General features: G+C 48.6%; 18 protein-coding genes. 16 read left to right on the top strand and 2 right to left on the bottom strand.

Features of this window, described 5'->3' with window-relative positions:
- Positions 1-214: 214 nt before the first annotated feature.
- Together BK127_RS09730 and BK127_RS09735 are read right to left on the bottom strand one after the other, a co-directional pair.
- The gene (locus BK127_RS09730; protein WP_076229838.1) at positions 215-1,075 is read right to left on the bottom strand and encodes a hypothetical protein; all 861 of its coding nucleotides are present in this window, start codon (positions 1,073-1,075) and stop codon (positions 215-217) included.
- Between the two features lie 75 nt (positions 1,076-1,150).
- Positions 1,151-2,056, bottom strand: coding sequence for a LysR family transcriptional regulator (locus tag BK127_RS09735; RefSeq protein WP_076229839.1), 906 nt, complete (start codon positions 2,054-2,056; stop codon positions 1,151-1,153).
- Positions 2,057-2,381: 325 nt separating this feature from the next.
- On the opposite strand from BK127_RS09735, the gene BK127_RS09740 reads away from it, so the two are divergent.
- From BK127_RS09740 to BK127_RS09810, 16 genes are all read left to right on the top strand, one after another.
- A complete protein-coding gene (locus tag BK127_RS09740) occupies positions 2,382-3,347 on the top strand; it encodes an ABC transporter ATP-binding protein (RefSeq protein ID WP_076229840.1) in 966 nt (321 codons plus the stop codon).
- Between the two features lie 70 nt (positions 3,348-3,417).
- Complete coding sequence (locus tag BK127_RS09745) at positions 3,418-4,512, top strand: ABC transporter substrate-binding protein (RefSeq protein ID WP_076229953.1); 1,095 nt, start codon at positions 3,418-3,420, stop codon at positions 4,510-4,512.
- A gap of 50 nt (positions 4,513-4,562) precedes the next feature.
- Positions 4,563-6,230, top strand: coding sequence for an ABC transporter permease (locus tag BK127_RS09750; protein ID WP_076229841.1), 1,668 nt, complete (start codon positions 4,563-4,565; stop codon positions 6,228-6,230).
- 39 nt (positions 6,231-6,269) lie between these two features.
- Positions 6,270-7,571, top strand: a complete 1,302-nt coding sequence (locus BK127_RS09755; protein WP_076229842.1) for an MBL fold metallo-hydrolase — start codon at positions 6,270-6,272, stop codon at positions 7,569-7,571.
- Between the two features lie 165 nt (positions 7,572-7,736).
- Entirely contained in the window at positions 7,737-8,711 is a 975-nt protein-coding gene (locus tag BK127_RS09760) for an aldo/keto reductase (RefSeq protein ID WP_076229843.1), read from the top strand.
- Between the two features lie 253 nt (positions 8,712-8,964).
- A complete protein-coding gene (bioA, locus tag BK127_RS09765) occupies positions 8,965-10,296 on the top strand; it encodes an adenosylmethionine--8-amino-7-oxononanoate transaminase (RefSeq protein ID WP_218639009.1) in 1,332 nt (443 codons plus the stop codon).
- Between the two features lie 5 nt (positions 10,297-10,301).
- Complete coding sequence (gene bioD, locus BK127_RS09770; protein WP_256711243.1) at positions 10,302-11,039, top strand: dethiobiotin synthase; 738 nt, start codon at positions 10,302-10,304, stop codon at positions 11,037-11,039.
- A 5-nt stretch (positions 11,040-11,044) separates the two neighbouring features.
- Entirely contained in the window at positions 11,045-12,043 is a 999-nt protein-coding gene (bioB, locus tag BK127_RS09775; RefSeq protein ID WP_076229846.1) for a biotin synthase BioB, read from the top strand.
- 13 nt (positions 12,044-12,056) lie between these two features.
- The gene (bioF, locus tag BK127_RS09780; RefSeq protein ID WP_179097431.1) at positions 12,057-13,235 is read left to right on the top strand and encodes an 8-amino-7-oxononanoate synthase; all 1,179 of its coding nucleotides are present in this window, start codon (positions 12,057-12,059) and stop codon (positions 13,233-13,235) included.
- A complete protein-coding gene (locus tag BK127_RS44710) occupies positions 13,232-13,453 on the top strand; it encodes a hypothetical protein (RefSeq protein ID WP_256711245.1) in 222 nt (73 codons plus the stop codon). The genes bioF and BK127_RS44710 overlap by 4 nt, the downstream gene beginning before the upstream one ends.
- A gap of 36 nt (positions 13,454-13,489) precedes the next feature.
- On the top strand, positions 13,490-14,020 hold the full coding sequence (locus BK127_RS09785; RefSeq protein WP_256711246.1) for an alpha/beta fold hydrolase: 531 nt from the start codon (positions 13,490-13,492) through the stop codon (positions 14,018-14,020).
- Positions 14,010-14,876, top strand: coding sequence for a malonyl-ACP O-methyltransferase BioC (bioC, locus tag BK127_RS09790; protein ID WP_076229847.1), 867 nt, complete (start codon positions 14,010-14,012; stop codon positions 14,874-14,876). The genes BK127_RS09785 and bioC overlap by 11 nt, the downstream gene beginning before the upstream one ends.
- Positions 14,877-15,190: 314 nt before the next feature.
- The gene (locus BK127_RS09795; protein WP_076229848.1) at positions 15,191-17,524 is read left to right on the top strand and encodes a helix-turn-helix domain-containing protein; all 2,334 of its coding nucleotides are present in this window, start codon (positions 15,191-15,193) and stop codon (positions 17,522-17,524) included.
- Positions 17,525-17,751: 227 nt separating this feature from the next.
- Entirely contained in the window at positions 17,752-19,308 is a 1,557-nt protein-coding gene (locus BK127_RS09800) for a type 2 periplasmic-binding domain-containing protein (RefSeq protein ID WP_076229849.1), read from the top strand.
- A 167-nt stretch (positions 19,309-19,475) separates the two neighbouring features.
- Positions 19,476-21,611, top strand: a complete 2,136-nt coding sequence (locus tag BK127_RS09805) for a beta-galactosidase (protein ID WP_076229850.1) — start codon at positions 19,476-19,478, stop codon at positions 21,609-21,611.
- Positions 21,612-21,655: 44 nt separating this feature from the next.
- On the top strand, positions 21,656-22,744 hold the full coding sequence (locus BK127_RS09810) for a mandelate racemase/muconate lactonizing enzyme family protein (RefSeq protein ID WP_076229851.1): 1,089 nt from the start codon (positions 21,656-21,658) through the stop codon (positions 22,742-22,744).
- The last annotated feature ends 3 nt before the right edge of the window (positions 22,745-22,747 follow it).

Raw genomic sequence — 22,747 nt, forward strand, 5'->3', positions numbered from 1 at the left:
TAAAATAGTTAGAGTTATTTTAAGGATGGACATAAAGCAGCAGATAGATACATGACGAATCGACTATCAACTGTAAATGTTCTGCTTCTCGTGGAATATAAGCCAAGTACGGTTCGGATGAACGGAAAGCCTGATCAGGCCCTCTAATACGTGAAAAGCCAGCTATCATGTTCTCACATGAAGGCTGGCTGTTTCTATTTCATAACTGCTGCTTCTAGTAGCGGTCCATAATCAGCTGGGTTTTCAACGAATCCTGCGCCAGGAACCAGCCTTGACTTTGCAGATAAGTAATCAACTGATCGTGCTTGGTTGAAGCGGTTGTGCTGCTATTCGTTTTGAAGGAAATTTCGACCACATTCTCGATGCCTGTACCAGCGGCATCTCGGATCGGCCATACTTCAATATACGTTTCAAGGCCACTCCACGTACCGATTGAACGCTTGGCCAGCACCGGACCATACACACGGGAAGCATTTAGCATATCTGTGCCCCAGCCATTGTACAACCATTTGTCCATTTTACCAGGAACATTGTCCTTTAACAGCTTGCGGGAATCGCTGGCAGAAGGAAGGTCCATACCGCTGTAGCCGGATTTTTTGCCGGTTTTTTTGTTGGAAATGCTTAAGGTTTTATTCAAATAGCCCCATTCGACCTGTGCATCGTAATTGGTGTCAGTGGAATCAAAGCCTTCCTGATTGGCCAATGTCAATGCTGCCGTGATGTTGTCATTAATGATCGGATAACGTTTTTTGTAGGTAAGCTCGAAGTCACTTTCACCTTCGGTTTTGCGGATGCGGGGAATCCAGGTATTGGTGTAGATATCCTTGGCATTGGTATCCAGAAACTCGATGTTCATTTTGGTAACGGTGCTTGGCATGCCAAAGGCTGCTCTTACTGTACTGGTCAGCTTTCCGTCGGAACCCAATACGGCGCTTGGCTGCATTAACAGCTTAACCTCATAATCCGGGACCATGTTGCTTGCTGCCTGTACGGGTGCAGGTATACTGATGCTGACTGCGAGTACGGCCGTACATACGACTGATGCCAATCCGCATAACCACTTGTTTCTTCTCACTTCATTCCATCTCCCTCATAGTGAATTGCTCATTACTTACAAGGAAGACTATAAAGACCGATTGTTATCTGAATGTTAGCGTGCTGTGTTGATATTGTAAACCGGATTTAACAGATGCTGGATAAAGCCCTCCAATAAGGCTGACTGCCGACGATCCAGATTGTAGGCATAGTACACGTAGCGCTTGTATGGATTTTGCGGAATCGGACGGAATACGAGCTCCCCGCGTTCAACCTCGCGAAGCACAGCTAATCGCGAAACGAAGGAAATGCTTTCCCCCAGCATGACCACTTGCTTAATTGCCTCCAGTGAATCCAGCTCGATATGCCCATTTAGCTCAATGCGGTTGCTCTGTGCCCACTTCATCGTCATTTGGCGAGTGCTGGATTCCGGGCTGTGCAGCAGGAATGGGACACTCTGGAGCTGATCCGGGAACAGCTGTGGGTAGCTCGCCAGCTTATGTCCTGGTGAACATATGAGTACCAGCTCGTCCTCGCAAAATGTCTCGCCCAGGAGCGGAGGCATTTGGAAGGGCTCGCACGACATGATGCCCAGATCAATCTCATGATTGACCAGCAATTCCTTGATAACCGGCGCTGTCTTGACGATCAACGACAGCTGGATACGCGGGTATGCTTGCGTAAAGCTGCTCAGCAGACGCGGCAGGATGTACGTGCCTGGTACATAGCTGGCACCAATCTTCAAGGTTCCCCGACCTAACTGGTCGTATTCCTTCACGACACGTTCCGCTTCATGAGCCAATGCATTAATTTTCACGGAGTAGTGATATAACGATCTGCCGGCCTCGGTCAGGTGCACCTTCCCTGAACGCGATTCGAACAGCTGGACACCCAGCTCCTGCTCCAGATTTTTCATGTGAAAGGAGACGGTTGGCTGTTTTAATCCCATTGCATCGGCGACAGTTGTCACCTTCTTATGCTTTTCAATCAATTCGACCATTTGTAATTTAAGCAGGTTCATGGGGCACCTTCCTCAAGGCGTTCATAGAACGCCAGCATCGTAAGCATAATCTTAAAGCGTTTTTTGGAACGCTAGCATCGTAAGCATAATCTCAGGGCGTTCATAGAACGCCAGCATCGTAAGCATAATTTTGATTGATGACCGACTTCAGCATTAGTATAGATAAAATCTATAGGTTTGAATAGATTACATTGATAAAATTAACAAAACATTTACGTGACGATAACACTTGGATGAATATCGGCCTCTACAATGAGTTTAGGAAGACGGCAGCAAGAGAAATTCGAGCAGGACAGGGATTAAGGGGAAAAAGGAAGGTAATGGCATGGATCTGGTGATTCAAGGCTTGGAAAAAAGCTTCAACCGCGTTCAAGCGCTGCATACAACGAACTTAAACATTAAGCAAGGGCGCTTTACGACCTTGCTGGGGCCCTCGGGCTGTGGCAAAACGACCCTGCTGCGTATGATTGCCGGGCTTGAGACTCCTGATCAGGGCGAGCTAAGGCTGGGGGATGACATCTTGTTCTCCAGTGCCAAACGGATCGATCGACCAACGCATCGCAGAAATTTTGGTATGGTGTTCCAGGATTTTGCCTTATGGCCGCATATGACCGTATTTGAGAATATTGCATTTGGTCTGCGAGCCTCGGGTAAGACCAAGGAGCTCAAGCGAGTTGTTCAGGAAGCAGTTGATATGGTGCGTCTGCAGGGGCTGGAGCAGCGATATCCGCATCAGCTTTCGGGTGGACAACAGCAGCGGGTTGCTTTTGCAAGGGCTGTTGTCATGAAGCCGCAGCTCGTATTGTTCGATGAACCGCTGAGTGCGCTGGATGCCATGCTGCGGGACGAAATGCGGATCGAGCTGACCGGACTTGTGCGGGATATCGGGCTAACGGCCTTGTATGTGACGCATGATCAGGTAGAGGCGATGTCGATGTCCGACGAAATTGTGGTCATGAAGGCAGGACAGATTTTACAAAAGGGAACACCCGAGCAAATCTATAATACCCCCCAGCATCCGTTTATTGCCCAATTTATCGGTAAATCGAATTGGCTGGTCAAGGACAAGCTGCTTATTCGTCCGGAGCAAATCCAATGGGTCCGGAATGGATCAGCAGATGCTTATCGGGGTAAAGTGCAGAGCGTCAGTTACCTGGGAGACCGCTATGAAATTCAGCTTGATATGGGCAGCTTGGGATTGTGGACGGCCTATGATCGGGAACGTAAACCGACAGGTGAAGAAGTTGAGATGTATATAAGTCGGGAAGATATTCACGAAATTACAGATTAAACCAAAGGGTGAATACATACAAAGCGATGTATATTCATCACACAAAACGAGGAGGCGTATTGAATTGAAAATGACAAAAGGGTTAAAAAACAGCGCATTAATGCTGCTTACGGCAATGGTAGGCTTTGGGGTTACAGGCTGTGGAACAGCAGCGCCGACAGCAAGCACACCCAATAATGGAGCAGCTCCCAAGACAGAGCCTGCCACAGCTACAACAGAAGTGAAACCAGCGGACAAGAAAGAAGAGAAGAAGCTGAGCGGGAAGCTGGTTGTATACAGCGCAGGGCCTAAGGAATTGGCGGAAGCCATTCAAAAGGGCTATGAAACGAAAACAGGCGTGAAAATCGAAATGTTCCAGGGAACAACCGGTAAAGTGTTGTCCCGTATGGAAGCGGAAAAAGCAAACCCGGTCGTTGACGTTGTCATTCTTGCTTCACTTCCTGCTACGCAAGGCCTGAAGAAGAACGGATTAACGCTGGAGTATAAGGATGCCAAGAATGCCGATAAGCTGATTCCGGAATGGTCAGATAAAGACGGACATTTCTTCGGTTACAGTGCATCTGCACTTGGTATCGGCTATAACACCAAACTGGTTCCGACACCTCCCAAGGAATGGGCTGACCTGACCAAGGAAGAATGGAAGGGTAAAGTGAATATCCCGGACCCGGCATTATCCGGTTCTGCACTTGATTTTGTTACTGGCTACTTGAGCGGCAAGGGTGACAGCGGCTGGGAGCTGTTAGAGCAGTATAAGAAAAATGGTGTAGCTATGGCAGGTGCGAATCAGGAAGCATTAGACCCGGTTATTACTGGCGCAAAAAGCATCGTAGTTGCTGGCGTGGATTACTTGACTTATCAGGCCAAAGCCAAAGGCGAGCCGATCGATATGATCTACCCTGCCAGTGGTACCGTAATTAGCCCGCGTCCGGCGTCGATTATCAAAACCTCGAAAAACCCGGATGCTGCCAAAGCGTATATCGATTACCTGCTGTCCGATGAAGCACAAGCGATGATTGCGGATACTTACCTGCTGCCAGGCCGCAAAGATATCAAAGCCAAGAATCGTCCGGGTGTGGATCAAATACCGCAAATGAAAATCGACTGGACCTGGATGGACACGAACGGTGATGCCGTTACGAAAAAATTCACGCAGCTGTTCAAGTAAGCAGTCAGTAGATAATGCCATAACCAGAAACCAGATAGAGAAGTGATCTTATGGAATATACTAGCTCGTTTTCGTATAAAAAACTCGGGATGGCCCTTGCCTTATTGCTGCTGGCGATGCTTGTGGTCGTCCCTCTTTTTTTCATATTTGTCACCAGTGTGTATCCAAGCGGTGAGCTGGATCTGCTGGCACCGGTCAGGGCCATTATGGAAAATGAACTGGCTGAAGTATTTTGGAACTCGATTTTGCTGGGTATTTGTGTAGTGGCCGGTACTACCTTGTTGGCGCTGCCGTTAGCGTGGATATTTGCCCGTACGGAGCTGAGTCGGCATACTTGGCTGGATGTCATTATGCTGATTCCGTTTATGACACCTCCCTATATCGGTTCGATGGGCTGGATTTTGTTCATGCAGAAGAACGGTTATCTGGAGCAGCTGTTTCCCAAAGCGGCCTTTCTTACCCCAGTATTTTTCAGTATGTTCGGTATGATTGTAATCATGTGTTTGCACTTGTTCCCATTCCTGTATCTGATTCTCCGTAATGCACTGCTGCAAATCGGAGGTACGAAGGAAGAGGCGGCGAGTGTGCATGGTGGTGGATTTATATACAGCTTTCGACGCATTATTATCCCGCTGCTGCTGTCCAGCTACGCCATGGGTGCCTTATTGATTTTTGTTAAAACGATTGCTGAATTCGGCACACCGGCAACCTTCGGCCGGAAGATCGGTTTTTATGTACTGACGTCGGAAATTCATAAATATATATCGAGCTGGCCGATTGATTTTGGCAAGGCAACGGCGTTGGCTTCGATTCTTTTAAGCACGTGCTTGTTGATCTGGTATATGCAGACCATGGTTAGCCAAAGGTTCACGTATTCGCTCGTTGGCGGTAAAGGAACACGGGGCAAAATATACCGAATGAGCGTATGGCAGAAGCTGCTGGCATGGGGTTATATAGTCGGACTGCTCGGGCTTGCGATAGTTGTGCCGTATTTCTCCATCATTGCCGCTTCGTTAATGAAGCTGCGCGGGGTTGGACTGCAATGGAACAATTTGACCCTTCAATATTATATCGATCTGCTGACTTGGGGCTCCAAGAGCATGCAGGCGTTAATGAACAGCCTCAGCCTGTCGTTGATTGCCGCAACGATTGCGGTGATTCTTGGCACGTACTTTGCGCTGATGATTCGCAAGTCGCAATCGTGGCCGCAAAGGATTACCGACTTGTTCGCCCTGCTGCCAAATACCGTGCCAGGCATCGTTATTGTAGTTGGACTCATCCTGTTCTGGAACTCGCCGTGGATGCCGATTCCGCTCTATAACACCTACGGAATGGTTGTCCTGACGTACGTCGTGTTCTTCCTTCCTTATACGGTTCAATATGTAAAAGCGAACTTTGCCCAGCTGGACGATTCGTTATTTCAAGCCGGTCGGGTATTTGGCGGCAAGCCGGCCTACATCTTCCGCAGAATTTTACTGCCACTCATTATTCCGGGTATGGTGGCGGGTTGGATGATGACGTTTACGATATCGGTTCGTGAGCTGGTCGCCTCGCTGATGATTTTACCGCCATCGATGGAAACGTCGGCTACCTATATTTTCGCTCAATTTGAGCAGGGCAAAGTATCACTCGGGATGGCAATGGCTGTCGTATCCGTCGGTTTGACGACGCTGATGCTGCTTGGCTTGAATCGAATTACGGCCAAGAAAAATTTGTAATTGGTAAACCTTACATCTAGTGGAGTGTGAATATATTATATGCAAGCAACAGTATGGGGTGGCGCTGGCGAGCATGGCCGCTCTTGCTATCTGATTGAGCAGGGCCAAACACGTGTTTTACTCGATTGTGGGGTCAAGAAGGAGGGGGCGGGTGAATACCCGCTATGCGATGAAAATGTGGTTCCGCAGCTGAATGCGGTATTTTTATCTCATGCCCACGAGGATCATTCCATAGCGATTCCCCTGCTGTATACGATGGGCTATACAGGCGAAGTATGGACGACAAGGGCAACCTTCGAACAGCTTCCTTCCTATTATAAGGCTTGGAAGGGGTATGCGGCTTCCAGTCATGCGGAGCTGCCTTACCGCGATAAGGATATATCGGCGATCCAATACAAGTTCATTGAAGAGCAGACGCCCTCCGGCGTATGGTATACGATACAACCAGGATTGAGCGTATGCTGGGGAAGAAGCGGTCATTTGGCTGGGTCCATCTGGCTGCTGCTGAATGTGGAGGGTAGACGGGTGTTCTACTCAGGTGACTATACGGCGGAATCGTTGCTATTAGCTGCTGACCGCCCTCAGCCGAAGCATTTGGAGTCCCCCATCGAGCTGGCTATTATAGATGCCGCATATGGGATGGATACAGAATCCCAACAGCAGAAGCTGGAGCAGCTGCGGCTGCAAATCGATGAAACCTTGAGACAAGGCGGGCCGGTTCTGCTGCCTGTGCCAACCTATGGACGCAGTCAGGAGATGCTGCTGTGGGCAAGGGAGCAATTTCCCGAAGTACCCATTTTTGTTGAACAGGAGATTACTGCAGGATTGAAGCAGCTGCTGCAAGGGCCGGAATGGCTGCAGTCCGAAGCTATAGAACGCATTCAGGCTTGTCTGGTGGATCCGAGAATTGTTTTCGTGGATAGTGAAGCACAGCGGCTTCAGGCGGTATCTGAAATTGGGAGTCGGATCGTATTGACCAATGATGGCATGCTGCAGTCGGCTCGCGGTCAATGGTACTATGAGCAGTTGACCAAGGATAAGGCCTGCTGCGTCATTTTGACGGGACATTTGGCAAAGGGGAGCTGTGCGCATCGGCTGCTAATGGCCTCCCAGGAGCATATGGAAATTCTCAGACATGACGCAGGTCAGGTGCATTTTATACGCTATAAGGTGCATCAGGGATTGCCCGATGTCAGAGCCATGCTGGACGTTCTTGGAAGCGAGCACTCGATTCTGGTCCATGCGGGTCAGCAGGCGACAGATGCTGTATGTGTACAACTGAGCAAAGAGGGGTATACTAACATACATGCGTTGTCTGCCGGGGATACTTGGCGGGAATAGCCAAATAGCAGTTACAATATTTACCTCTACCCGTGGAATGAATCCGGGTGGGGGTATTTCTTTGTGATCAGGCGATTAAAGTAAGTAGACTTCGATCAAAGCCATTGCCTATAATAGAAGTTGTGTGCCAAATCAATCCGTAATTCAAACGGGAGGGCTGATATTGTGAAGTATAAAGCTATTAAAAACACAGATTTGCTGCCATCTGTTATTTGTTTGGGAACCTCGGATATTGGTGGTTCGATCAGTGAAGAGGAATCTAACAGAATTTTGAATACGTTTACAGAAACCGGAGGCAATTTTCTTGATACGGCAGAGGTATATGCGAACTGGCTGCCTATCGAGCCGAACAGCAGTGAGCGTTTTTTGGGTAGGTGGATGAAGGAGAGAGGGAATCGGAATCAATTGATCATTGCGACCAAAGGAGGGCATCCGTTACTGGATACACCGCTGGTTTCGAGGCTATCAGCCACAGAGATTGAGCAGGACATCCTGGGAAGCCTGCAGAGATTAGGTACCGATTACATTGATCTGTATTATTTGCATCGTGATGATCCACGTATTCCTGTTGAGACGCTGATTGACATTTTGGAGACGCATGTGCGGCAGGGCCATATTCGTTATTATGCCTGCTCGAACTGGACACTGGAGCGCTTGGAGCAAGCACAGCAGTATGCTGTGAGCAAAGGCTATGCAGGGTTTATTGCCGTTAGCAATTTGTGGAGCCTGGCGACTGTCAATCCAGGTTCAATCAAAGATCCGAGTCAGGTTATAACCGATCAGGCCTTGGTAGACTGGCATATCCGCACAGGAGTCGCACTCATCCCATACAGCTCGCAGGCCAATGGTTTTTTTAGTGGCAAATATCGTAGAGAGCACGAGGTACAGCCCGAATTAAGCAATAAAAATATATACAGACTGTATCACAATGAAACCAACTTTACCCGATTGGACCGGATCGAGGAGCTTGCCCGACAACATAAGGCCACATCCAATCAGATAGCAGTGGCTTGTCTGCTGGCACAGCCCTTTCCCGTGATTCCGATTGTCGGATGCAAAAACCACCACCATTTGCAGGACAGCCTGGGCGCAGTGGACATTGAGCTGGATGGTGCTATCGCTTCTTATGTAAGCAGTTGATGTCAAAAGAAAATAAAGTTCTAGACAAGATTAGCGCATTATCAATTCGTAGATCATAATTTAAATATTTCCAGATTGACCCTTTTGTGATCCATGCAGAAGGGTTTTCTTTGAATTCTCTTTACAGAGGCGTCCAGGTCTGCTAGAATGACCAAATCCGATTGTTAACCTAAATAATATATATTTGGTTAACAATTAAATGTTAAACGGATGGTGATAATTTGTGATAACGGATTACGAACGGCTTGCTGCCATGAATAAGGATCACTTATGGCATCCTTTTACCCAAATGAAAGATTACAATAACTCTGATCCACTCATTATTGAACGCGGCGAAGGCATCATGCTGTATGACGTCCAAGGACGCGCTTATTATGATGGTTTCTCATCAGTTTGGCTCAACGTACATGGACACAACGTGCCGGAGCTAAATCAGGCAATCACGGAGCAGTTAGGGCTAGTCGCCCATTCCACCCTTCTCGGAATGGCCAATGTACCAGCAATCGAGCTTGCAGAAAAATTGGTGGGAATAACTCCGGAAGGATTGAACAAAGTGTTTTACTCAGATTCAGGAGCAACTGGTGTCGAGATTGCGGTCAAAATGGCGTTTCAATACTGGCATAACAAGGGAATACAGGGTAAAACGAAGTTTATCACGATGAATCAAGCGTACCACGGCGATACAGTTGGAGCAGTGAGTGTCGGTGCGATACCTCTGTACCATGATGTGTTTCGCCCCATGTTATTTCCTTCCCACGTCATTCCATATCCCTACTCTTATCGCCATGATGGCGGTGAGACGAAGGCAATGGAAGATACAATAACCGCACTACGTAATTTGCTTGAGACTCGGGCGGATGAAATTGCGGCTCTCATTGTGGAGCCGATAGTGCAGGGGGCTAGTGGCATCATAGTAATGCCACCAGGCTGTTTAAGCCAGATGGCTAATCTGTGCCGCAAGTATGGCGTACTGCTCATCGCTGACGAGGTGGCGACCGGTTTCGGTCGAACGGGGGCTATGTTCGCTTGTGATCTCGAGGATGTTTCACCTGATTTGATGGTGATCGGGAAAGGGTTGACCGGTGGCTATTTGCCGGTGGCAGCGACGCTTGCGACTGACGAGGTGTACGAAGCGTTTTATGCCGATTACCAAGAACAGAAAACATTTTTCCACGGTCATTCCTACACTGGGAACCCACTCGGCTGTGCCGTTGCTTTGGCTAGCTTGAAACTGTTTGAAGAGCGCAACATGGTCGAAGGAGTAAGAGCAAAGGCATCATTTGTTGAGCATAAGCTCGCAGCGCTTAAAGATCGCCCGCATGTTGGTGAAATCCGACAAAAAGGACTGATGATCGGAATCGAGCTCGTACGCGATAAGATATCACGTGAGACGTACGATTGGGCAGATCGAATTGGCGTTCGCACGAGTCTAAGGGCCAGAGAACTCGGAATGCTAACGAGACCACTCGGAAATGTGATCGTCTTCATCCCTCCGCTTGTCAGCAGTGAAGCTGAACTTGATGCCATGACAGATATTTTGGAGGAATCCATACTTCACGTCACTGAAGGCGGCCAGGTTACATGAACAAAGTGAACATAGAAATGATACGCGGATTATTTGTGACAGGTACGGACACCGGCGTCGGGAAGACTGTTGTAACGGCAGCCATTACCGCTATGCTCCGAGCTGAAGGGTTGAATGCCGGTGTTTGGAAGCCGATTCAGTCCGGTGCACCTCTTGGTAGCGGACTTACCGATGCGGAACGGCTGCTGAAATTCACGGGAATCATCGAACGACCCGAGGCAGTTGCACCATTTACATTTGAAGCTCCACTTACGCCAATGCTCGCCGCCAAGCAAGCTGGGGTAAATCTTACGCTAAAGGAGATTATCGCCGCAGGTGTACCCCTCACTAAACGTTACGAGGCACTACTCATCGAAGGCGCAGGCGGTGTCGCTGTTCCGCTGACCGATGATACCCTCATGGTGGACTTAATCTCAGAGCTTCGGATACCTGCAATAATTGTAGCCCGTTCTAGACTAGGAACAATTAACCACACACTTCTGACTGCTTCATTCCTTCGGGATCGTGAAGTCCCAATTGTTGGCGTCATATTGAATGATGGTGAGTCAATGGAACCCCATGACGATCCAAGCGTTGCTACGAATGCACAACTAATTGAACAATACAGTGGCTTAAAGGTTCTCGGTCGGTTTCCCCGTTTACATGCCGAAGCGACTTCAGAGACGTTGATACATACCGCACGAAAAACAATACAGTTCGCGCCTATCAAAGAGGCATTTGCAGTTCAAACTATAGGAGGATGATTGAGATGAATACCATTGCAGCGGAGATGGATTGGCTATCGCATGCCCAAAAAGCATTGAACGGAGAATGTTTAACGCTCGCGGAAGGGCTTGCTGTGCTCGACGCCGATAATGATGAGGTACTACTGCTCATGCAGGCTGCGTTTAAGGTGAGAAAACATTTTTACGGTAAAAAAGTGAAGCTGAACATGATCATCAACGCCAAAAGCGGCCTTTGCCCCGAGGACTGTGGCTATTGCTCGCAATCGATTGTTTCGACGGCCCCGGTTAAAAAATACACCCTGCTTGATAAAGACACGTTGCTTTCAGGCGCACGTGAAGCGATGGCACGCAAAGCCGGAACCTATTGCATTGTAGCGGCTGGGAAAGGCCCAACAGACAAGGAGTTGGATCAAGTGGTGGACGCGGTTAGAGAAATCCGTAAAACCATTCCACTGAAAATTTGCGCATGTTTGGGTATTCTCAGCGACGATCAAGCCGAACGTCTTGCTGAAGCTGGCGTACATCGCTACAACCACAATTTGAATACCAGTAAGGCCAACTACCCCTCCATCACGACGACCCATACCTATGATCAACGTGTTGAAACCGTGGAGAAGGTAAAGTTACACGGCATGTCCCCTTGCTCTGGTGTCATTATCGGCATGGGTGAGACAAATCAAGAAATTGTTGAAATGGCATATGCACTCCGCGAACTAGATGCGGATTCGATTCCGATTAATTTCCTAAACGCGATACCTGGAACACCTCTGGAACATGCAGGCCGCACGCCGTCAATGAAAGCGTTGAAGGTATTAGCTCTATTTCGTTTCATTTGTCCTTCAAAAGAAATCCGCGTGGCAGGCGGTCGAGAAGTCAACCTCCGTACGCTGCAGCCTTTATCTCTGTTCGCCGCAAATTCACTCTTTGTAGGTGATTATTTAACGACAGCAGGCCAAGACGTTACGGCTGATCATCAAATTATTGAGGATTTGGGCTTTGAGATTGAATTAAATGCCCTTTAAGGCGGTGCCAACCATGTACTGGATGGAAAAAGAACTTGAATTAATGACTGATGCTTCGTTGGAGCGTTCCTTGCGTACAAGTAACTCAGTATCCGGATCTCCTGGCTATACGTTGCGCGGAGAACAAGTGTTACTCAACATGTCCTCCAATGACTACCTTGGACTCTCCCAGCATCCTACGATAATTGAAGTAATGCGCGAGGCTCTGCTCACGGAAGGTGCTGGCTCAGGCGCTTCACGCCATGTGACAGGTAACCGGATGTCTTATAGTCGTCTAGAAGAAGCACTGGCCGATTGGCAAAACTGCGAAGCTGCGCTAGTTCTTGCTAATGGATATATGGCTAATTCAGGTGTTATTAGTGCACTAGTAGGCCGAGGAGATGTTGTTTTCAGCGATCAGTTGAACCATGCAAGTATTGTGGACGGCATTGTATTGAGCCGTGCGGAGCATGCCCGGTACCGTCATAACGATATGGAACATTTGCGTACGCTATTGAATAAGTATCGTGATAAACGGCGTAAGCTGATCGTTACAGACGCTGTTTTCTCCATGGATGGCGATCAGGCTCCATTGCGTGAACTTGCTGCGCTCAAACGCGAGTACGGAGCGATGCTAATGGTGGATGAGGCACATAGTGGGGGGATCTACGGGGGGCGAGGCGAGGGATTGTGTCATGAACTCGGGCTGCAGAATGATGTGGATATTCATATGGGAACATTCAGTAAATCCTTCGGTGTCTATGGCGCTTATATTTGTGGCAGCCGCACGCTAATTCGATGGCTGGTGAACAAGGCTAGACCACTCATCTATTCAACTGCGTTGCCCCCTTCTATCGTAGCTGGCATTTCAAAGTCGTTAGTTTTGGTACAAAAGGAACACTGGCGTCGAGAAAGGCTTTATGCGGCAACCTGGTTATTTCGGTCCTCGCTTTGTGACGCCGGGTTTAACATCGGTGCCGGCGACTCCCCAATTGTACCTTTAATCGTCGGCGATAACGATACGGCCTTACGCTTCAGCGGAGCTCTAGAAGAAGAGGGGATCATAGCGGTTGCCATCCGTCCACCTACTGTGCCTGATGGCACAGCGCGCATTCGCTTCTCCTTGTCAGCCGTTCACACTGATAAGGAATTGACCCATGCAGCCGCACGCATCCACAACATCGGACTTCGACTAGGGGTGTTGAGTCCATGATTGCATTGGATTTTGATTCAGTGAAAACTCAGCCACAGACAAGCGGCACCATTGTATGGTTGTGCGGATGGGGTATGCCGGATGCGATTTTTGATCGGACTCGTGAGTTACTTCCGGATTTCCATCATGTTTCTGTAGATTACAGTGATGCTGATTCTCCAGAGAAAATGCTGCTCCTGACTGAAATAGCAGTAAAAAATTTTCTGTATTTGGATTGAGAGGCTTGTAGGACTAGGGCTTTCCACGGTCCGCTGTTGATCGGAGGATGGTCTCTCGGAGGTTTACTGGCACTGAGACTAGCGATCAAAGGGTTCGCTGATGGCCTTGTATTGTTCGGGGCAACTGCTCGATTTACCAGGACAAAAGAGGAGTTTGACCTCGGTTGGGCAGATATACACGTTAGGAAGATGATTACAGGGCTCTTACAGAACCGACAAAGCGTTGAAACAAAGTTCCGACAGCTCATATTTACGGAGGCGGAATGGAAGGCCGATCTAGGCGTAAGCCTTCCCCCAATCGGTAGCTGGACAACTCCAGCTCTAATCGCAGGTCTTCAAATCTTGCGAAGCGAGGAATACTTGTCTCAACTGAAGAGCATCACTTGTCCAGTATTTCTTGTGCACGGGACTGAGGATAGTATTTGTCCTTACGGCGCTGCATCGGAGCTGATGGCCCAGTTACCAAAAGCAAAGTTATTCACGATACCTGCCTGCGGGCATGCCCCGTTCTTGGGAAGGGAAGACCAAATAACTAATGAACTGAGGAGATGGTGGCATGAGCAGTAGGATAAGTGAAATCCGACGTCAATTTAACCGTAGTGCAAATTCGTATGACGCTCACGCTCATGTTCAGCGTTTGATGTCAGATCGGCTTGCAAAATCTTTCTTAGGGTGGAAGAACAAAAGTAACATAGTCGGGCTCAACATTCTTGAGATCGGCTGCGGCACGGGGATGCTGACCGAGATTCTAGTAACTGAATGGCCCAGTGCGAGTATTACTGCACTTGATATTGCACCCGCGATGATCAAATTGGCTGAACAACGTGTCCTATCAGATGAAGCTAACTTTAATGGCATCAGAAAAATGACTTCGGATCGTTTACGCTTTCTCCATGCTGATGTTGAAATGTGGGCGAAAAATGCTCCGACATCCTCGTTTGATCTCATTGTCTCCAACGCCTGTTTTCAATGGCTGAGTAATCCTAGGCAAACACTTGGTCACCTTCGACGGATGCTTCGTCCTGGAGGCTCATTGATATTCACGACATTCGGGCCTGATACATTCTGCGAGATGCATAAGGCTTTTAATGAAGTTTATCGAGCCAATGGAATAGAGCCGCAGCGACACGGACTGTGGTTTCTATCGACAAATGAATGGAACAGCTTGCTGGGGGAATCAGGATTTTCAAGTATCCAATTTGAACGCTCGATTCAGACGGAAAAGTATGCATCAGCAAGAGATTTTCTTCACTCGGTAAAAGCGATGGGAGCCAGCACTTCTGAGGCTTTTACTATGCGTGGTCTCAGTTCGCGACGTCTGTTTGCCAACATGTATAAGGAATACGAGGGGAAGTTCAGCATACAGGGAGGTGTTGCTGCCAGTTATGATCTTCTATTGATCCAAGCATTGGCGGATGGGTAGGTAAACTTTATAACTGACAACAGTAGCCCAATAACCGTAGCGGCGTCTGGTCATGGTATTCCATGTTCCAGACGCCGCTGCATTTTTTAAGAGCTTTCGATCCACTTTATGATTAAACCTGTATTCATCAGGTTTATTTTCTATGCTCGGCGACGATCTGAATCGACACCTTTTATATATTGCAAGTGACAATACTTGTTATGAACGCTGGATTCACGCGATTCTGACGCATAGATCAAGAATTGTCCGTTATCGCCTTAAGGTGGATGCCGTATACTGAATGTACTTGATAGATTCATCCAGAGGAGGACTTTATGGCGAACCGGATTCAATCATGGACCCGTTATTTGTTTTTTGGAAAAGCGGGCCGCAGTGGAAAATATATGCACCGTTTTGTCTGGATCGGCTGTTTGGCCGTTTGTATTCCGATCGGTTTAGCAGGTATGATCTACTATAACCTGTCGATGGAGCGCATGAAAAGTGAAATTATGGACGAGAGCAAATCCTCCCTAGTGATGCTCAAGGACAGAGCGGAACGCATCCTGCAAAATATTGAAAAGGAATCCTTGCAGTTGGCAGCAGATCCGGCCATTTATGATCTATTCACGAATCGGGTAACCGATAATCCGCTAGTTTGGCACCATGAGCTGCTAACGAAAATTACGCTGGCGAAGAACGCTACCGACTTTATTAACGAAATTTATTTTTATAATGACATTGACCATATTGTTGTGTCCAATACGTACGGAACGATTGATATAGATAACTATAAATTTAAGGAGGATATTGAACTGCTCATGAAGCAGGAGGCACTCTCCAGCTGGAGCTACCTGCCGTCCAGCCAAAGAGAAGGTTATCTAACCTTTGCCAGACGGCTTCCAGTAATAGGTAAATCCCCGTCGAGAGGAATCATAGCTTTTCAGATTGAAACGGAGGTGGTCAGCAAGTTTTTGCAGGCAGATACGACGATTATGTCCCAGGGGCAGGAATTGGTTTTCGTCAATTATCCAGACCCGAAGCTTACGGGCAAGCATACGTTCATGAATGCAGACAAGCTTTCAAGCCTGCCGGCTCTGCATAAGATCAGCGAATCGGATAACACAATCGACAGCTTTTATGATGATGGCCTGAATGGAAAGCGTGTACATTATTCGTATGTGAAAAGTGTATTCGGCCGCACCTATGTAGCAATTGTCCCTGAGGAGAGCATTACGGAGAGACTGATATGGATTCGCTCCTTTACGATGATGACCGTCTTGTTTCTCATTGCTCTGGCTGTGGTGATTACGTATTTCAGTACGAAGCGAGCTTACAGCCCTATTGAGCAATTAATTAAGCACAGCAAAGCGATCGGTGCAGGCAAGGTTCAAAGCAAGGACAACGAGCTGGACTACATCCGCGAATGTATCGACTATTTAAGCAAGGAAACGCAGTACCTCGGCAGTTATATGGAGAAGATTCAACCGACCTTGCGCGAGCGTTGTCTGCAGCAGCTTCTGGATGGGGATTACATCCGCAGTGAATCGTTGATTCAGGATTGTGACACATACGGCCTAACCGTCAATTCCAATTATGTGGTGATGGTGGTTGAGGTGGAAAATGTATATAAGGAACGGCGGTTTTTGCCGGGAGACAAGCCTATTGTAGCGTTTGCCGTGACCAACGTCATGCAGGAGTTAATGGGAAAAAGTCCTCATCTGAACGGCTATGTTTTTCCTTATCAAGGTAAAGGGATTGCCCTGATGCAGTGGAAAAATGAAATGGAGCAGATGAAGCTGCATCATAGAGTGATTGAATTTGCCAATTCGGTTCGTGAATCGTTAAAAAACTATTTGTCATTTGACGCTTCTATCGGGATGGGTCGATGTTATTCGCATATTGCCGATGTTCCGGTTTCCTATAAGGAAGCGGAGCTGGCTCTGCAGTACCGGATTTATCACGATTCCGACTCGATCCTGCATATTGAGGACCTGGAAAATTCCAAAACAGGTTCCGCTTTCAGATATCCGCGTGAGCTGGAAGGTGCGATTATCGAATCTTTGACCAAGGGAGAGGTTGAGGAAGCGGAGAAGTCACTTACCGGCTTTTCGAAAGCGCTTAACATTTCGCAATCCTATAACTTTATTCATCAGAGCTATTACGTACTGGTTTCAGCCATTATTACATCCCTGGAAAAGCAAGAAGGCAGCATCCTCGATATTCTTGAGCACAACCTGTTTGGCCAGCTGGAAAGCAAGCATACCTCAAGGGAAATTACAGATTGGTTTGTAGAGGTGCTGTTTCCGCTTTATAAAAAACTGACCGAGGATTACTACAACAATGTCGGACAATCCGTGATTCGGCAGGTATGTAAATATATTCGTGAGCATTGTACAGAGGATATATCTCTGGTGCTCTGCGCGGAACGGATGGGTATCAGCCATTCTTACCTGAGCCGATTGTTCAAGAAGGAGATGGGCATTAACTTTTTGGAGTTTGTCGTGGAATGCAGGGTTGAAGAAACCAAACGGCTGCTGCTGGAGACGGATCAAAGCATCAGTGAAATTGCGGCGATCATCGGATATTCGGAACGCAATCTGACCCGCGTATTTCAAAGGCTGACACGGATGACTCCAGGTGTGTACAGAACGGAAAACCGCAATGGATAAGGAAACAGACATTTGGCAGGCCAAAGAGACAATTATTGACTTGAGGTGGCAAAAGCCCAATCAGGAAAAGATTTGTCTCTTACCTGTTTGACAATTTGCAACTATGCTATGGAAAGAAAGCGCTATCAGGCATTAGGCTTTCCAAGGGTTGGTCGTAAGGGTTAGTCCGTGAAGCATCATGAAACAACGTGAGGCATCTGGAACTACAAACTTTTAGGAGGGTTAACATGAAAAGATCATTTCGTAAACAAGTCAGCTGGGCAGTAGCTCCTGTCCTATCTATCAGCTTATTGGCTGGCTGCACCGGCGGCGCTCCTGCTGCGACAGGAACAGGTACGAGTACAAATACGGCAAAGGAGAATAAACCTGCCGCAGCTGAACCTGTAAAAATTCAATTTCTTGTACCATCGTTTGCCGAGGTTCCGAATATGGCCGACCAATATTGGACGGAGTTCCAAAAAAGATCAAACAGCAAGCTCGATATCGAGTGGATTCCATCCGGTGACTATGATACCAAATTCGACCTGGTGCTGGCTTCTGGCAATCTTCCCGAGGTTATCGTGTCCCAATCAGCGACCCGTCCAACTTTGCTGAATGCGATCAATCAAGGCGCATTTTGGGATTTGACGCCTCTGCTCGGTGATTTCAGCCAATACCCGAACCTCAAGAAAAACGCCGATCCGAACGTTTGGAACTACATGAAGGTGAATGGCAAAATATACGGCGTAGCCCGTAACCGTCCGAATATCGATCCCGGTATCAAGATGCGTAAGGACTGGCTGGACAAATTAAATCTGCCGATTCCGCAAACGCTTGATGAATATACGGCAGCCTTGAAAAAAATCGTTGAAAGTGACCTCGATGGCAATGGCAAGAAGGATACGATTGGTATTCTCGGTCATGGATTCTTGGTCGCAGATGGAGACCCTTCCTACTTGGCAGCTTTCGGCGGACTTGATCCGATTTTTGATAAAGATGGCGGTTTGATCAAGGAAACGCTGACTCCCAACTATACGCAGATGATCGACTGGTTCCGCAAGCAGTACGCCGACGGAATTATGGCGAAGGAATTTTCCACAATCAAGAAAACACAGGCTGAGGAAATGTTTGCGACCGGACGTGCGGCTTCCTATACCCGTAACATCTGGCGCGATTTTTCGTGGGAGCAGGACATCAAGAAAGTCCAGCCGGAGGCGAATGTTATCACCTTGCCGCCAATGAAGGGGCCGGGCGGAGTGAGCGTCGCATTGGTGCCGCCGTTCTTCGGAGCTTTCTATATCTCGAAGAAGGTTCCTGAAGCGAAGGTGAAGCAAATTCTGGAGTATTTCAATACGACTACAACTAAAGAATTCACCGATTTCAACTATTTCGGTATCGAGGGTGTGCATCACAAGTTGGTTGACGGGCAGCCTCAGCTTACCGATCAAGGAGTCAAGGAAGTCACAACGAATGCGAATCAGCCGTTCCCTATGGCATTCAACAACATTATGAAGGTGTTCAATGCTTCTGCTCCTAAAGCCTACAATGACGCCAAAATCAAGGATACCGAAGTCTTTGCCAAGGTAGGTAAAATGAACTTATTCAACGTTGTGTACTCGGATACGTGGACAACAACATGGCCGAAGTATGAAAAAGAGTGGCAGTCGATGGTTATCAAAGCAATCGTTGGACAAATATCGATGGATGAATACAAGAGTTATGTAGACAAATTGAATACGAATGCGGATATTAAAAAATCGTATCAAGAGTTTGCCGCCAAATACAAAGAGTTTTTTGGAAAATAATTAACGGCAGCAAGCAATTGGGATTTTTGCTAGACGATGCAGGAACGGGACATAGGTAGGGTAGTGCATTCCCGAAGTGTGAACCGTTCCTTTTACTTTCTTGGGAAGCTGATAACGATGTGTTGCGCGATTGTGAATTTCTCCCAAATATATGCAGGAGGGGAACCATGACAGGAATAAGCAAGCTGCCTCAATTGCCTTACGGCGCCGTTTATTTCCGCAAATCCAACCCGCCAAGGGAAGATTGGGAACGTGATTATGCGGTAGCCCAGGAGGACGGGATGAATATTAACCGTCACTGGTTTATGTGGGGAGCCATCGAAGTAGAGAAGGGCGTATACGACTGGGAAGATTATGACCGGCATATGGATCTGGCTGCCCAGCATGGAATCAAGACAATTATCGCAGAGATGATTATATCGGTTCCGGAATGGGCCGCTTATGAATATGCACATGCTGCCTATGTGAAGGCGGACGGTACCCCGCTCCGCACACAAATGGGCGTTAGCAGCTCAAGCGGCGGCTTCGGCGAAGGCTCGCAGGGCGTGCTTTCCCTGGATTGTCCCGAAGTCAGGGAGCTGGCTGGCAAGTTTCTGACTGCATTGGCGCTTCGTTATAAGGATCATCCCGCGATGGCGGGTTATGACGTATGGAACGAATGCAATTATTCACCGCAGGTGTGTCATGGTTCTTATACAAAGGCGAAGTTCCACGTATGGCTGCAAAATAAATACGGAAGCCTGCAGGCGCTGAACAAGGCGTGGCACCGGTACAGCTATTCGGCCTGGGAGCAGGTAGGGACGCCCCGGCAGCTGGGGCCGTATCCGGAATGCATCGATTGGCTGCATTTTACCAAGCACAATTTCTATGAGCATATGCAGTGGCGGGTCGATCTGATCCGCAGCGTGGACGATAAGAATTTGATCACCGCTCATGGGATAGCGGGGAGCATTAACGTTATGGCGTCTATGGGTGCCGATGATTGGCTCGCTGCCTCCAAGGTTGATTTGTACGGCTTCACCTGGGTCGCTTCGCGCAAGGGCAATGAGCCGTGGAAGCAATGGCATGCTGTCGATCTGACACGCGCAGCCTCGCGCGGCAAAACCTTCTGGCATGCCGAGACACAGGGCGGTCCATTGTGGCTGCAGCCGCAGGTGATCGGACGGGCGAAGGATGACGGGCGGGTCACCGAGCCGGAGGATATTCGCCTCTGGCAGATGATTACACTGGCCGGAGGCGCGCGAGGCGTGCTTTTTCCACGCTGGCGTCCCTTGCTGGATGGCCCTTTGTTTGGCGCGTTTGGCCCTTATGCGATGGATGGCTCACGAACGCCGCGTTCCGATATGGCCAGCACAATAGCCAAGTGGGCTAATGCCCCTGAGCAGCGTGAGCTGCTCGAATCCGCTCCCGTACAGGGAGAAGTCGGTATTCTGGTTGTACCCGATACGCAGATTTTCGATTATTTATTAAACCGTGAAGGCAAGAACGCTTTTTATGAGCAGGCGATGTGGGGAGCGTATCAGGGATTTTTTGATCTGGGGATTCAAGCGGATTGGGTGCACATCGAGGATATTGCCAATTACCGTGTGCTCTACTGGCCTTATCCCGTGATGATTGGGAGTCAAGAAGCGGAGGCGCTGCAGCAGTGGGTGGCTGATGGCGGTACGCTAATCAGTGAAGGATGTCCAGCCTACTTTGGAGATCGTGGCAAGGTCGGGACATCGCAGCCTAACCATGGACTGGATCAGGTATTTGGCGCCGTGGAGGACAACGTGGAATTTATGCCCGATATTTCTGATGCCGTTTCTTTTGAGTTTGGTGGCGTTCAGGTACGAGGCAGCATTTACAATCAATCGTACAGGTCAGCCGGAGGTCAGGTGATCGGACAATATTCGGACGGCTCTGCTGCTGTCGTGGAGCATGTTTATCGCAAAGGGAAAACGATGCTTGTCGGCACCTTTCCATCAGCAGCCTATTATCATACGCACGATGAGGGCAATTTGCAGTACTTTTCCAGAGTTTTGGAATGGACCGGGATACAGCCTCATGTAACACGATCCAATGCGAAGCTGCAGGTGCGATTGTCGCGGGGAACCGGCGGTTCGTTGTATATCTGGGTTGTAAACCCACATAGGGAAGCGCAAAATGTCGAGCTTGAGCTATCCGAAGCCTGGGGAGCCTGGAACGCGGAGCATGTGTATTGGGGAGACACAGAGTGGTCACAGCAGGGCATGAGATTGCAGCTGACGATAACCGGACGCGATGCATGGGTTGCCCGTGTAAAAGCAGTGGATAAAGCTTAACAAGAGTTTCCAAGGAAATGGAAATTGGCTTAAGGAGGATTCATATGAAAATTAAAAGCATCGAAACCTTTAGCACAAGAAATATCAGTATCGTAAGGGTGAAAACCGATGATGGCTTCGAAGGTTATGGTCAACTGGCGACATACCACGCCAATATATCAGCAATGGTGCTGCACCAGCAGGTAGCTCCCTACGCCTTGGGGGCTGATGCCGAACGGATTGCCGATTTGGTTGACAAGGTTGTGGAGGGGGAGCACAAATTTCCCGGGTCTTATGTCTGCAGGGCTGTTGGCGGTCTGGACACGGCTTTATGGGATCTGCACGGCAAGCGTGCCGGTCTTAGCGTCTGCGAGCTGCTGGGCGGGAAGCCGCGTGCTATCGATGTGTACGGCTCCAGCATGCGACGCAACATTTCACCCACCGACGAAGCGGAGCGGCTCCAAAGGCTGCAAGCGGAGCAGGGTTTTCGTGCTTTTAAAATAAGAATTGGCAACAATTTTGGACGCGATATCGATGTATACCCGGGCAGAACGGAGCAGGTGGTAGCCGCCGTACGCAAGGCTATCGGTGACGATACGTCATTGTATGTCGATGCGAACAGTGGGTTCACGCCTCGCCGTGCCATTGAGGTCGGAAGGATGCTGGAGCAGCAGGGGGTATGCCATTATGAGGAGCCTTGCCCTTACCCAGAGCTGGAATGGACGAAGCAGGTGACCGATGCGCTCGACGTAGCAGTGACGGGCGGGGAACAGGACACGGATATGGCTCATTGGAAAAGAATGATTTCGATGCGCGCGGTCGATATCGTCCAACCGGATATTTGCTACATAGGTGGCTTAAGCAGGGCGTTGGAAGTAGCCAAGCTGGCACAGTACGCGGGAATGACCTGCACACCGCATGCCGCTAATCACTCGATGGTGACGGTGTTCACGATGCACATGGTTGCTGCGATTCCGAATGCAGGTACCTTTATGGAATATTCGATTGAGTCGGATTCATGGACAGAATCTCTATTCACTTCAAAGCTGCAGGTATCCAATGGACAGGTGCAGGTACCGGATGGTCCGGGATGGGGTGTTACGATTAACCCAGAATGGCTGGAGAAGGCTGATTACCAGATTTCACAAATCTAAAAA

This window comes from Paenibacillus sp. FSL H7-0331 (assembly GCF_001956045.1).

Coding starts and splice junctions, on each gene's coding strand:
- BK127_RS09800 (WP_076229849.1), top strand. CDS start 17,752: ATGAAAAGATCATTTCGTAAACAAGTCAGCTGGGCAGTAGCTCCTGTC.
- BK127_RS09755 (WP_076229842.1), top strand. CDS start 6,270: ATGCAAGCAACAGTATGGGGTGGCGCTGGCGAGCATGGCCGCTCTTGC.
- BK127_RS09795 (WP_076229848.1), top strand. CDS start 15,191: ATGGCGAACCGGATTCAATCATGGACCCGTTATTTGTTTTTTGGAAAA.
- BK127_RS09740 (WP_076229840.1), top strand. CDS start 2,382: ATGGATCTGGTGATTCAAGGCTTGGAAAAAAGCTTCAACCGCGTTCAA.
- bioF (WP_179097431.1), top strand. CDS start 12,057: ATGTACTGGATGGAAAAAGAACTTGAATTAATGACTGATGCTTCGTTG.
- BK127_RS09810 (WP_076229851.1), top strand. CDS start 21,656: ATGAAAATTAAAAGCATCGAAACCTTTAGCACAAGAAATATCAGTATC.
- BK127_RS09750 (WP_076229841.1), top strand. CDS start 4,563: ATGGAATATACTAGCTCGTTTTCGTATAAAAAACTCGGGATGGCCCTT.
- BK127_RS09735 (WP_076229839.1), bottom strand. CDS start 2,056: ATGAACCTGCTTAAATTACAAATGGTCGAATTGATTGAAAAGCATAAG.
- bioA (WP_218639009.1), top strand. CDS start 8,965: ATGAATAAGGATCACTTATGGCATCCTTTTACCCAAATGAAAGATTAC.
- bioC (WP_076229847.1), top strand. CDS start 14,010: ATGAGCAGTAGGATAAGTGAAATCCGACGTCAATTTAACCGTAGTGCA.
- bioB (WP_076229846.1), top strand. CDS start 11,045: ATGAATACCATTGCAGCGGAGATGGATTGGCTATCGCATGCCCAAAAA.
- BK127_RS09805 (WP_076229850.1), top strand. CDS start 19,476: ATGACAGGAATAAGCAAGCTGCCTCAATTGCCTTACGGCGCCGTTTAT.
- BK127_RS09745 (WP_076229953.1), top strand. CDS start 3,418: ATGACAAAAGGGTTAAAAAACAGCGCATTAATGCTGCTTACGGCAATG.
- BK127_RS44710 (WP_256711245.1), top strand. CDS start 13,232: ATGATTGCATTGGATTTTGATTCAGTGAAAACTCAGCCACAGACAAGC.